Source organism: Allokutzneria sp. NRRL B-24872, assembly GCF_002155965.1.
Taxonomy (GTDB): Bacteria; Actinomycetota; Actinomycetes; order Mycobacteriales; family Pseudonocardiaceae; genus Allokutzneria.
In genome coordinates this window covers 23,993-34,656 of the sequence record NZ_MUMH01000213.1, presented here as the reverse complement: position 1 = coordinate 34,656, position 10,664 = coordinate 23,993, and the positions used below count along the sequence as shown (strand labels likewise).

Genomic DNA, 10,664 nt, shown 5'->3' with positions numbered 1-10,664 from the left:
GCCGCCACCATCGCCGTCCGCCTCGGCCGACGCGGACGGCGATGGTGGCGGCGAGGGTGGGGCGGAGGTCGGTGAGCTGGCGGGTGGCCGCCCAGCCCCGGGTCCACTCGATGAGCGATTCGGTCGTGCCGGGGGCCATGGCGTGTCCTTCGCGTCACTGGTTCGGTACTCTGAGGCGGTGACGCTAGCACTCGATACCGGCAACAGTCACCACGCGCTGCGGCTGGAGACCGCTGTCGCGCTGGTCAACGCGGTGACGGGGGAGAACTGCGGTGGTGTGCCCGAGCACCTGACCGAGGCGGAGGTCGGGCGGCTGGCCGGGCTCGCGGTGGATCTGCGCGCGGTGATCGAGGCGATCGCCGGTGGTGATCATGACGCGGCGGCCGGGGTGGTGAACCGGTTGCTGGTCGAGAGCGAGGCGCGCCCTCGGTTGCTCCGGGACGGTGCCGGGCCGTGGCACCTGGCCTTTCACGACGCTGAGGCGGATGTCGTGCGGCGGTGGACGGCGGGGTTCGCTGTGGCGTTCGCGGCGGTGCTCGGTGATGACTCCGCGCAGCGGCTGGGGTGTTGTGCGGCGCCGCGGTGTGATCGGGTGTTCGTGGACGGCAGCCAGGGGCGGACGAAGCGGTTCTGCGGGGTGGCGTGCCAGAACCGGGTGAAGGCGGCGGCTTACCGCAGGCGTGGAAAGGTCGTGGAGGTTTCGTGAAGCGGCGGTTGGCCGGTGTTCGGCGTGGCAATGTCCATGGTGTGAAGCTTGTTGCCGCTGTCGGAGTGTTGTTGTTGAGCGCGTGCACGTCGGCGCCGCCCCCGCCTCCTCCGCCGCCTGTGCCCGAGCCGTGCCTGAAGGTCACGACGGGGATCGTGGACGCGGCGTTGGGGTTTCGGCAGATGGGGTTGTACGTGACCAACTGCGGGGCCAAGGTTGCCGAGGTCAACGGCTATCCGGCGGTGAAGTTCTTCGACGCGCAGGGGAATCTGCTCGATCTGACGGTGGGTCGCAGTGCGACCGACGATCCCGGTGCGAAGCCGTTGACGATCAAGCCCGCTGAGCAGTTGGTGGCGCACCTGTCGTGGCGGAACACGGTGACCGACATCGACCGGGTGCCGTATACGGCGACGGCGTTGGAGATCGCGCCGTTGGAGGCGATGCCGGGTCAGAAGGTCGATCCGAAGACGAAGCTCGACCTGGGCAACACCAGTCGGGTCGACGTGACCGCCTGGATGCCGAAGAAGTGAGCGGCCTGGTCCGCGGGCTCGGTCTGGCGGACGCCGTGGTGGTGGGCCTCGGCGCGATGATCGGCGCCGGGGTCTTCGGCGTTTTCGCTCCGGCCGCGGCGGCTGCTGGTTCGGGGTTGCTGGTCGGGTTGGCGGTCGCGGCGGTGGTGGCGTACTGCAACGCGACGTCCTCGGCGCGGTTGGCGGCTCTGTATCCGGAGTCCGGTGGGACTTATGTCTACGGGCGTGAGCGGTTGGGGCAGTTCTGGGGCTACTTGGCCGGGTGGTCCTTCGTTGTCGGGAAGACCGCTTCGTGTGCGGCGATGGCGTTGACGGTCGGGTTGTACGTGTGGCCGCAGCGGGCTCATCTGGTGGCGGTCGTGGCCGTGGTGGTGGTGACGGCGCTGAACTACGTGGGGGTGAAGAAGGCCGCGCGGGTGATCGTCGCCGTGGTGCTGGTCGTGTTGGCCGGTGTGGTGGTGCTCGGGCTCAGCGCGTCGGGCCTTTCGGTCGTTGAGCTGGGGTCTGTGGGTCTCTCCGGTGGTTTCGGGGTGTTGGAGGCGGCGGGGCTGCTGTTCTTCGCCTTCGCCGGGTTCGCGCGGGTGGCGACGTTGGGTGAGGAGGTCCGCGATCCGGCTCGCACGATTCCGCGCGCGATCTCCGTCGCGTTGGTGGTCACGTTGGTCGTGTACTCGCTGGTGGCGGTGACGGTGTTGTCGGTGCTCGGTCCGGACCGGTTGGCGGAGTCGACGGCGCCGCTGGTGGATGTGGTTGTGGAGGCGGGGTTCCCGGGTTTGGCGCCGGTGGTGGGCGTGGGCGCGGCGGTGGCTGCGCTCGGTGCTCTGCTGGCGTTGGTGCTCGGGGTGTCGCGGACGGTGCTGGCGATGGCTCGTGATCGGCGTCTGCCGGTGGCGTTGGCGGCGGTGCACCCGCGGTTTCGTGTCCCGCACCGCGCTGAGCTGGCGGTCGGGGCGGTGGTGGCGGTCGCCGCCGGGGTGGCGGATCTGCGTGGGGTGATCGGGTTCTCGTCGTTCGGGGTGCTGGTGTACTACGCGATCGCGAACGCGTCGGCGTTCACGTTGGGGCGGCGGGTGGTGCCGGTGGTGGGCTTCGTCGGCTGCGTGGTGCTGGCGGTGACGTTGCCGGTGGCTTCGGTGCTCGGCGGCGCGGCGGTGGTGGTCGTGGGCGGGGTGCTGTACGCGGTCCGTTAGGTTTCGATCATGTCCTCCGGTCAGGTGCCGTTGTGGGTGCCCATCGTCGTCGGTCTGCTCGGTCTTCTCGGTGCTCTCGGAGCGCAGCTCGTCGGCGGGTGGCGGGAGGATCGTCGGTGGCGGCGTGAGGTGGAGCGCGAGGACCGGCGGTGGGAGCGGGAGCGCGATGCGCGCCGGTTCGAGGCGCGGTCGCAGGCCTACACCGACCTGGTGTCGGCGATCGAGTCCTTCGACTGGGTGCTCTACCAGGCGCGCAAGTCGCCGTCGGAGGAGGTGCTGGCGGAGTTGCGGGTGGTGAGCACGCAGGCCCGCAACTCCTTGGGCGGGGTGAACGTGCACGCGCCGGAGGCGATCCGGTCGATGTTGCGGGAGTCGATGATCCGGCGCTCCGACCTGGCGAAGCAGTTGCTGGCGGGGGAGAACGGGCCCGCGCAGGATGCGCTGTGGAAGGACGGGCAGCGGGAGTACCGGGCGCTGCGGGGCAAGATCCGCGAGGACCTCGGGCTGGACGCCGAGCAGTTGGACTGATGTCCGGTTTCTTCAAGACCGTGGCGCGCGGTCGCGGTTAGCGTGCTCGCACTGGAGTCGTTGATCGGAGAGTCATGGACGTGCAGCTGGACCTCGTGGGCATGGTCGTCGCCGACATGGGGAAGTCGCTGGCCTTCTACCGGCACCTCGGCCTGGACATCCCGGCCGAGGCCGATGCGGAGCCGCACGTGGAGGTGGCGCTGCCCGGCGGTCTCCGGTTGGCGTGGGACACCGTGGAGGGCGTGCGCTCGTTCGAGCCGGATTACGTGCACCCCACCGGGCCGATCCGGATGTCGTTGGCCTTCAAGTGCGGCAGCCCGGCTGAGGTGGACGCGGTGTACGCGAAGCTCGTCGGACTGGGCTACGTCGGGCACCGCGAGCCGTGGGACGCGTTCTGGGGGCAGCGCTACGCGGTGGTCGAGGACCCCGACGGCAACACCGCGGACTTGTTCTGCCCCAACGCTTAGGCCGGGGTCCTCGGCGCCGGGTCAGGAGTGCTGCTGTTCGATACGCTCGCGCAGGCGGTTCTCCTTGGCCTGCATCTCCGGTGTCATCGCCGGGGCGAAGTCGGCGGCCTCGATGACGGGGCGGACCTCGATCTCCACCCCGGCGCGGTCGTCGAAGGGAACCCGCTTCACCCACGTGATGGCCTCGTCGAGCGACTTCACGTTGATGATCCAGAACCCGGCGATGAGCTCCTTCGTCTCGGCGAAGGGGCCGTCGATCACGGTCCGCTTGTCGCCTTCGAAGCGCACACGAGCACCCTTGGAGCTGGGGTGGAGGCCGTCGCCTGCGAGCAGGATGCCCGCCTCGACGAGCTCGGCGTTGAACTTGCCCATGGCGTTGAGCTGCTCGACCGTCGGCAGCCCGCCGGCCTCGGACTCCTCGCTGGCCTTGACCAGCACCATGAAACGCATCGTCGCTCTCCGTCCTGAAGGGTGTGGGTGCTTTCTACCCGAGTGCCCTTCGGTGGCGCAGTGCTTCGACACCGAGTCGTTATCGCAGGTCAGGAAAGCAGAGCGGCCCGGAGTTCGGGTTGGCGCAGCAGCTCCACGACGCCGGGGGAGTCGGAGAAGACCAGGTTCGCCGTCGGCAGCACGGCCTGGCGCAGCATCGACTGGCAGACGTCGGCGAAGGGCTGCTCGCGCACGGTCAGCACGGCGCGCGCCCGGTTGGCGGCGCTGCGGGCTCGGGCCCATTCGCGCAGGCAGTAGATGACCACGCGCTGCGCTTGCACGCGGCCTCGGGTGAGCAGGGGGCGGTTGAGGCCGCAGACCTCGATCGTGGCGCGGCCCTTGGCGGTCAGCGGGTGGTACTCGCCCAGCGACAACGCCAGCACCAGGTGTTCGAAGGGGTCCTCGACCGTGGGGTCGATCAGCAGCGGTGTCCCGTCGGTGGCCACCGGGTAGCGGTCGCGCTTGACGTGGCTGTTGCACATCGAGCAGGCCAGCAGGTGGTTGAGCCAGTCGAAGGTGCGTAAAGGGTTGCGGGACAACGGTTCGTGGTGGTCGATGTCGGTGCCCTGGTTGTCGCCGCAGTACATGCAGTGCTGTCGCCCGGGGGCCATCGCGGTCAACGCCGTGCGCAGGGCTTTGCGGTCGGGGTTGGCTCGCCACAGCCTGCGCGCGTGCGTGGTCCGGCTGGCGCGCGGTGCCGTGCGCAGCCGTTCGGTGAGCCCCGCGAGCCGCCCGGCGACCTCCTCGGGCAGCTGGGCGCGGGTGAGCCTGATCATTCCTCTGACCAGCCGTGGCGCAGGCGCGCCGCGACCTCGTCGACCCTCGCGACCGGGGAGCTGGTCAGCAGGTCCTTCAACTGCTGGTAGCGGTACTTGGCGGCGTCGCTGATCTCCCCGGCGAGCACCCCGACCTCCAGTTCGACGAGTTCGCGGCGCAGTTGTTGCGCGCGTTCGGAGTACGGGGTGTCCAGGCCGAACAGCTCCGAGAGCACGGCGTCGTCGCCGCTGCCGAAGACGATCCGTTCGTAGAGGTCCTGGTCCACCACCAGCGGCGGGTCCTCGCCGTCCGGGCCGGGAAGGCGGATCAGCCCGCCCTCGTCGGCGGCCTGGCACACGTAGGGGCTGTGCGTGGTCACGATGAACTGGATGTGCGGGAAGTGCTCCTTGAGCCAGCCGCCGATCCGTTTCTGCCACGAGACGTGCAGGTGCGCGTCGACCTCGTCGATGATCACGACACCGGGCACGGTGATCACCGGGGTCTTGCCCTCCCTGCGCACCGGGAGGCTGCCGAAGGCCTCGTGGATCTGCTTGAGCAGGTCCACCACGAGCGCTGCCACCGTCCGGTAGCCGTCGCTCATCTCCCGCAGCGGGAACCTGTGCCCGCCGCGCACCACCCACAACCCGTCGGAGTCCACGCCCTCGATGCGGTAGGAGTCCGGCAGCAGCCCGTCCGCCAGCACGCGCAGCGCGGTGTCCTTGAGCTCCAAGGCGCCCGGCCGCCCTTCCAGCGAGCGCAGGTGCTGCTCGATCAACCAGCTCACGCCCTCGGCCAGCGAGGCGTCCTCGTGGAACAGGCTCGCCAGGCGTGCGACGGGGCCGGGGCTGAGCATCAGCCGCTGCGCGTCACTCGCTCCACCGGCGAGCCTGCGGAACGGCCCGTACGCAGCGCAGAACCAGCCGGTCGGGTTGTCCTGCCACGGCCCGCGGCGCGGCATGGCGCGCTGGCGTTCGGGGATCGCCTCGTGCAACGACGGCTGCACGCTGGCCCGGTAGACCTGCGTCTGCTTGTCCGGCGGCGTCCACGCCAACCCGACCCAGAACTCGTTCTTCGGTGTCCGGCCCTGCCCGATCAGCCGGTCCACGTCCGGGTCGAAGGCCAGTTGCACCCGCGCGGTGGCGGTGTCGCGGCCGGAGGTGATCCAGTTCTCGAAGTCCGGCACGAGGTTGCGCGCGACGGCGGGTCCGCTGACGGCGAGCGCGATGGCGCGCAGCAGCGAGGTCTTGCCGGAGCCGTTGCGGCCCGCGATCACCGTCCAGCCCGCGTGCGTGCCGTCCGGGCGGGTCAGCTCAAGGTCGACCTGTCGGGAGCCGTGGAAGCCCCGGATGTTGCTGAGCCTGACCCGCGAGATGTACATCCTGCGACTGTATCGTCGCGGGCTGTTGCCGGGCGTGAATGAAACCCAGGCGCAACTCAAGCGTGTTTGGTTTCGCTTTGTTCGCCCCGAGAATTTATGTGATTTCGGCATTAGTGACCCGGCCGATAGCCTCGGGTGGTGGACCAAGCACAGTCGATTCTCGCCATGGCCGACCTGGCCACTCCGATGGCCATTCGTGTGGCCGCCACGCTGAACCTCGTCGAACACGCGGGTGCGGGCGGTGCGACGACGGAAGCGCTCGCGGCCAGGTCCGGAACAGACGCGGAGGCCCTGGGAAGGCTGCTCGACCACCTCGTCGCGGTCGGCGTTTTCGAACTTGACACGGAAAAGCGCTATCGGCCGACGAGCCTCGGCGCGCAGATGAGCGAGGACGCCCCGGAAGGCGTCAAACCGCTGCTCGACATCAACTGCGCCGGTGGTCGTGCTGAACTCGCCTTCGCTGACCTGCTCGACACGATCACCACCGGCGCTCCGGCTTACCCGAAGCGGTACGGACGCGACTTCTGGGCCGATCTCGACGCGCATCCGAAGTTGCGCCGTTCCTTCGACGCGCAGATGACCTGGCGATTCCGGACGCAGATCACCCAGATCGCGCAGCACTTCGACTGGAGCCGCTTCCCACGCGTCATTGACGTCGGCGGGGGAGATGGGAACGTGCTCGCCGCGATCCTCGAAGCCCATCCCGGCGTGCGCGGGCAGGTCGTGGACCTCGCGCCGACGAGCGAGGCCGCCGCCGAGCGGTTCGCCGAGGCAGGGCTCGACGGGCGAGCGGAGGCGGTGACCGGCAGCTTCTTCGAGCCGCTGCCGAAGGGGGCCGACGCCTACGTGCTGTCGGACATCCTGCACGACTGGGACGACGAGCACGCCCGCCTGATCCTCACCCGCTGCCGCGAAGCCGCCGCACCGACGAGCACGGTCGTGGTGATCGAGCCCGTGCGCGGCGAAGGCGCCACCACCGGCATCGACCTCTTCATGCTGATGTGCTTCAACGGCAAGGAACGATCCGTCGACGAGCTGTCCGCCCTAGCCGCAGACTGCGGCCTGGCCCTCCACCGTTCCCAGGCCGTATCCAACGGCCGCACAGCCCTCGAATTCACCCCCACCCCTGGCTCCCCCGCCACCTAGGATCTCCCCATGCACACCACCGCCCGCACCCCCTCAACGCGCCTGGCCGTGGTCTAGGAAAACCCGTTTCGTACTCATAGCGGGAAAGAGAGCGCTTCCAACGGCCGCCTTGAGTACGAAACGGGAGGTCGGCGCGCCCGGCGGAGGCTCAGCGGAGGCGGTCGTAGACCAGGGCGATGGCGCCGTTGTCGCTGGTGGACTGGCTGGCGAGCTTCCACTGGCCCGCCACGAAGCCGGCGTCGAACATGCGCGGGCCGCCGCCGAGGAAGAGCGGGAAGACCATCAGCGCGAGCCGGTCCACCTCGTCGGCGGCGAGCAGGGCCTTGATGACGCTGACGCTGGAGAAAACGACGATGTCGCCGCCGTCCTGGGCGCGGAGGTCAGCGATCACCTCGGTGGTGGGCTTGTCGACGACGGTGGTGCGCTCCCACGGCGCGGTGCCGAGTGTGGAGGACAGGACGACCTTGTCGGTGTCCACGAGCCACTTCGCGAAGGCCACGTCGCGGGCCTCGGCGCCCTCCATACCGATGATCGTCGGCCAGAACCCGAGGAAGCCCTCGGCGTTGCGGCGGCCGAGCAGCGCGGTGGTGGCGGGCATCCACAGGCTGGTCATGTGATCGCGCGCCACGTCGGTGGTGGCGTAGGGCATCACCCAGCTCATGTCGTCGGGGTCGTCCTGCTTGGCGTAGTGGCCGTCGAGGGAGATGTTGATGTTGGCGACAACTCTGCGGGTCATGGGGTGCTCCTCTGGGTGATGTCCGCGGCGAGCTTGTCGAGGCTCTGGCCGAAGCCGATCTTGATGCCCGCGATGAAGTCCGCGGAGTCGACTGTGCTGTGGGTGATCCGGTAGCGGACGTCGAGGTCCGTGCCGGCATCGGTGGGCTGAAGTGCGAGAACGACGTGCGCGGTGAACGCGGTGCCGCCGTCGGGCAGCAGCGGGGAGAGCCGGTAGGCCAGGCGTGAGCCGGGAAGCGCCTCGTCGACGACTCCCTCCGCGCGTCCCACGACGACGTCGGAGCCGTCGGTGTCCTCGGCGTCGCGGTACTCCTGGACGATCCGCCCGCCCGGCCGCGCCTCGAAGACCAGCTCGGAGACGCGGAGGTCGCTGGGCGTCCACCAGCGCGCGAGCAGCTCCGGCGAGGTGAGGTAGCGCCACGCCAGCTCCGGGCTCCCGGGCAGCGACCGCTGGAACGTGAACGAGCGCCCGTCCGCCCACCCGGCCTCGGTCGCCGCGTGGCGCTCCGCCTGGACGCTGTCGGTGTAAAGCTCATACGTACCAACATGATCCGCCGCATCAGCGAGCCGGATCAGTTCTGCCGCGAGTTCTCGCAGCGCCTCGGCGCGCAACGCGTAGACACGGCGTTGGCCGGTTCGTTCGGCGGTGACGAGGCCCGCGCGCTCCAGGGCTTGCAGGTGCTTCGTCGTCTGCGGTTGCCGTGCCTCGGCCAGCTGGGCGAGCACGCCGACCGACCGGGGCCGCTGTGCCAACAAGCTCACGAGTCGCCAGCGAGCTGGGTCCGCGAGAGCCGCCAGGAGTGCGTCCATGCAGCGAGTATTCACTCAGGAGAATATTCGTGTCAAGGAATAAATCTCGGCGAGGCGTTGCGCAGGCGGATGCCGCTGAAGCCGAGCGTGCTCGCGGTGACGGTGTCCCAGAACGGCCACAAGGTCGGCAGCACCCGCAGCTCGATCCCCGCCTCCTCGTGCAACGCGAACAGGTCACCGACCGGCGCAGGCGGACCGAGCGGCTGAACGGTGCGCGTGGCGACGTGCGCGTTGTCCTGAAACGGCTCGAAATCCGACGCGGAGAAGCGGTAGGCGAACAACCGCACCGAGCGCATCGCCTCCAGCCACCCGTACTCCACCGCGTGCACGCGTGCGCTCCCCAACCACGCGCCGTCGTCCACAGTGGACGAAGGAGTCCTCCACGCCATTGCGCGCGGGCACTGCCGGGGGAACCAGTAGTCGGGCGAGCGCGCCGCGTCCACGGCCCACACGTAGGCCTCGGGCTGGCGCGCGGTGGCGGCGACGTGCGGCACGAAACGCGTGATGTTCGGATCTTCGGAGAAGTGCAGGACTTCGCCCGCGGCGGCTCTCATACCGGCAGGATTCAGCACACGATGCTGCTCGTGCCCAGCGACCCGCAGCGGTGCGCAAGATCGCGGAGAGCGAGGACGCGGTCTACCGGGGCTGGATGGCGCGCGCGAGCAGTACGCGGACCTCGCGCGACAACTGGGCGACACGCTGGGACTGCCGTTCGTGACAGCGGACTTCGTGGTGCGCGAGGGCGGCGGCTGGCGGCTGGTGGAACCGGAGGAGCTGATCAGGGCGCTGCGGACCGGTGGCCCCGTGGGAGGGTTCGGGGCCACCGGCGTTACCGCTAGCTGCTAGTCCCAGTCGAGCGCGCCGCCGGACTGGTACTCGATGACCCTGGTCTCGAAGAAGTTCTTCTCCTTCTTCAGGTCCATCATCTCCGACATCCACGGGAACGGGTTCTCCGTCGCCGGGAACACCGGCTCCAGCCCGATCTGGGCGCAGCGCCGGTTGGTGATGAAGTGCATGTACTGCTCGCACAGCTCGGCGTTGAGCCCGAGCAGCCCGCGCGGCATGGTGTCGCGGCCGTAGGCCACCTCCAGCTCGCACGCCTCGGCCAGCATGGTGCGCACCTCGGCCTGGAACGCCGGGCTCCACAGGTGCGGGTTCTCGATCTTGATCTGGTTGATCGCGTCGATGCCGAAGTTCAGGTGGATCGACTCATCGCGCAGGATGTACTGGTACTGCTCGGCGATGCCGACCATCTTGTTGCGCCGGCCGAGCGAGAGGATCTGGGCGAAGCCGGTGTAGAACCACATGCCCTCGAACACCACGTAGAAGGCGATGAGGTCGCGCAGGAACGCCTGGTCGGTCTCGGGCGTTCCGGTGCGGAAGTCCGGGTCCTCCAGGTGCTGGGTGTAGGCCAGCGCCCACGCGGCCTTGTCGGTGATCGACGGGACCTCGCGGTACATGTTGAACAGCTCGCCCTCGTCCAGGCCGAGGCTCTCCACGATGTACTGGAAGGTGTGGGTGTGCACCGCCTCCTCGAAGGCCTGGCGCAGCAGGTACTGGCGGCACTCCGGGTTGGTCAGGTTGCGGTACACGGCCAGCACGATGTTGTTGGCCACCAACGACTCCGACGCGGCGAAGAAGCCGAGGTTGCGCTTGAGCGCGCGGCGCTCGTCCTCGGTCAGCCCGGTCGGGGACTTCCACAGCGCGATGTCGGCCTGCATGGACACCTCGGTCGGCATCCAGTGGTTGTTGCAGCCCGCCAGGTACTTCTCCCACGCCCAGTGGTACTTCAGCGGCAGCAGCTGGTTCACGTCCGCGCGGCAGTTGATCATGCGCTTGTCGTCGACGCTGACCCGCCCGCCGTCGCGGTTGATCTCGCCAAGCCCGCTGGTGATCTCGGTGTTCGTCACGTTCCTTCAGTCCTTAAGC

At 69.1% G+C, this 10,664-nt stretch carries 14 protein-coding genes; 7 read left to right on the top strand and 7 right to left on the bottom strand.

What is annotated here, in order from left to right; translation table 11 throughout:
• Nucleotides 1-178 precede the first annotated feature (178 nt).
• The 5 genes from CCN37_RS35945 (at nt 179) to CCN37_RS35925 (ending at nt 3,421) form a co-directional block, all read left to right on the top strand.
• Nucleotides 179-706 (top strand): CGNR zinc finger domain-containing protein, encoded by a 528-nt coding sequence (locus tag CCN37_RS35945; protein ID WP_086829666.1) that lies wholly within the window; start codon nt 179-181, stop codon nt 704-706.
• A 41-nt stretch (nt 707-747) separates the two neighbouring features.
• On the top strand, nt 748-1,236 hold the full coding sequence (locus tag CCN37_RS41175) for a DUF4232 domain-containing protein (protein ID WP_210408361.1): 489 nt from the start codon (nt 748-750) through the stop codon (nt 1,234-1,236).
• A gap of 5 nt (nt 1,237-1,241) precedes the next feature.
• Nucleotides 1,242-2,426 carry an APC family permease gene (locus CCN37_RS35935; RefSeq protein WP_210408362.1) on the top strand — a complete coding sequence of 395 codons (1,185 nt, stop codon included), beginning with the start codon at nt 1,242-1,244 and terminating at the stop codon, nt 2,424-2,426.
• A 9-nt stretch (nt 2,427-2,435) separates the two neighbouring features.
• The gene (locus CCN37_RS35930; RefSeq protein WP_086829657.1) at nt 2,436-2,954 is read left to right on the top strand and encodes a hypothetical protein; all 519 of its coding nucleotides are present in this window, start codon (nt 2,436-2,438) and stop codon (nt 2,952-2,954) included.
• 74 nt (nt 2,955-3,028) lie between these two features.
• Nucleotides 3,029-3,421 carry a VOC family protein gene (locus tag CCN37_RS35925; RefSeq protein ID WP_086829655.1) on the top strand — a complete coding sequence of 131 codons (393 nt, stop codon included), beginning with the start codon at nt 3,029-3,031 and terminating at the stop codon, nt 3,419-3,421.
• Between the two features lie 21 nt (nt 3,422-3,442).
• Here the strand turns inward: CCN37_RS35925 and CCN37_RS35920 are convergent, their stop codons facing one another.
• The 3 genes from CCN37_RS35920 to CCN37_RS35910 all read right to left on the bottom strand — a co-directional run bounded on the left by CCN37_RS35920 (nt 3,443) and on the right by CCN37_RS35910 (nt 6,044).
• The gene (locus CCN37_RS35920) at nt 3,443-3,871 is read right to left on the bottom strand and encodes a YciI family protein (RefSeq protein WP_086829653.1); all 429 of its coding nucleotides are present in this window, start codon (nt 3,869-3,871) and stop codon (nt 3,443-3,445) included.
• A gap of 89 nt (nt 3,872-3,960) precedes the next feature.
• Nucleotides 3,961-4,686: an HNH endonuclease gene (locus tag CCN37_RS35915; protein ID WP_210408360.1), complete on the bottom strand. Its 726-nt coding sequence runs from the start codon at nt 4,684-4,686 to the stop codon at nt 3,961-3,963.
• A complete protein-coding gene (locus CCN37_RS35910) occupies nt 4,683-6,044 on the bottom strand; it encodes an AAA family ATPase (protein WP_086829651.1) in 1,362 nt (453 codons plus the stop codon). The genes CCN37_RS35915 and CCN37_RS35910 overlap by 4 nt, the downstream gene beginning before the upstream one ends.
• A 165-nt stretch (nt 6,045-6,209) precedes the next feature.
• Between CCN37_RS35910 and CCN37_RS35905 the strand changes: the two genes are divergently transcribed.
• A complete protein-coding gene (locus CCN37_RS35905) occupies nt 6,210-7,190 on the top strand; it encodes a methyltransferase (protein ID WP_086829649.1) in 981 nt (326 codons plus the stop codon).
• A gap of 148 nt (nt 7,191-7,338) precedes the next feature.
• On the opposite strand, the gene CCN37_RS35900 is transcribed toward CCN37_RS35905, so the two are convergent.
• Genes CCN37_RS35900 through CCN37_RS35890 form a run of 3 tightly spaced genes read right to left on the bottom strand, consistent with a single transcriptional unit; the run spans nt 7,339 to nt 9,289 of the window.
• Nucleotides 7,339-7,926 carry a dihydrofolate reductase family protein gene (locus tag CCN37_RS35900; RefSeq protein WP_086829647.1) on the bottom strand — a complete coding sequence of 196 codons (588 nt, stop codon included), beginning with the start codon at nt 7,924-7,926 and terminating at the stop codon, nt 7,339-7,341.
• The gene (locus tag CCN37_RS35895) at nt 7,923-8,735 is read right to left on the bottom strand and encodes a metalloregulator ArsR/SmtB family transcription factor (RefSeq protein ID WP_086829645.1); all 813 of its coding nucleotides are present in this window, start codon (nt 8,733-8,735) and stop codon (nt 7,923-7,925) included. The genes CCN37_RS35900 and CCN37_RS35895 overlap by 4 nt, the downstream gene beginning before the upstream one ends.
• A 32-nt stretch (nt 8,736-8,767) precedes the next feature.
• Nucleotides 8,768-9,289: a DUF6886 family protein gene (locus tag CCN37_RS35890; RefSeq protein WP_086829643.1), complete on the bottom strand. Its 522-nt coding sequence runs from the start codon at nt 9,287-9,289 to the stop codon at nt 8,768-8,770.
• Nucleotides 9,290-9,449: 160 nt separating this feature from the next.
• On the opposite strand from CCN37_RS35890, the gene CCN37_RS42120 reads away from it, so the two are divergent.
• Nucleotides 9,450-9,581 (top strand): hypothetical protein, encoded by a 132-nt coding sequence (locus CCN37_RS42120; RefSeq protein ID WP_256388108.1) that lies wholly within the window; start codon nt 9,450-9,452, stop codon nt 9,579-9,581.
• Here the strand turns inward: CCN37_RS42120 and CCN37_RS35885 are convergent.
• A complete protein-coding gene (locus CCN37_RS35885; protein WP_086829641.1) occupies nt 9,578-10,645 on the bottom strand; it encodes a ribonucleotide-diphosphate reductase subunit beta in 1,068 nt (355 codons plus the stop codon). The genes CCN37_RS42120 and CCN37_RS35885 overlap by 4 nt on opposite strands.
• Nucleotides 10,646-10,664: the final 19 nt, after the last annotated feature.

Coding starts and splice junctions, on each gene's coding strand:
- CCN37_RS35930 (WP_086829657.1), top strand. CDS start 2,436: ATGTCCTCCGGTCAGGTGCCGTTGTGGGTGCCCATCGTCGTCGGTCTG.
- CCN37_RS35925 (WP_086829655.1), top strand. CDS start 3,029: ATGGACGTGCAGCTGGACCTCGTGGGCATGGTCGTCGCCGACATGGGG.
- CCN37_RS35920 (WP_086829653.1), bottom strand. CDS start 3,871: ATGCGTTTCATGGTGCTGGTCAAGGCCAGCGAGGAGTCCGAGGCCGGC.
- CCN37_RS35915 (WP_210408360.1), bottom strand. CDS start 4,686: ATGATCAGGCTCACCCGCGCCCAGCTGCCCGAGGAGGTCGCCGGGCGG.
- CCN37_RS35910 (WP_086829651.1), bottom strand. CDS start 6,044: ATGTACATCTCGCGGGTCAGGCTCAGCAACATCCGGGGCTTCCACGGC.
- CCN37_RS35905 (WP_086829649.1), top strand. CDS start 6,210: ATGGCCGACCTGGCCACTCCGATGGCCATTCGTGTGGCCGCCACGCTG.
- CCN37_RS35900 (WP_086829647.1), bottom strand. CDS start 7,926: ATGACCCGCAGAGTTGTCGCCAACATCAACATCTCCCTCGACGGCCAC.
- CCN37_RS35895 (WP_086829645.1), bottom strand. CDS start 8,735: ATGGACGCACTCCTGGCGGCTCTCGCGGACCCAGCTCGCTGGCGACTC.
- CCN37_RS35890 (WP_086829643.1), bottom strand. CDS start 9,289: ATGAGAGCCGCCGCGGGCGAAGTCCTGCACTTCTCCGAAGATCCGAAC.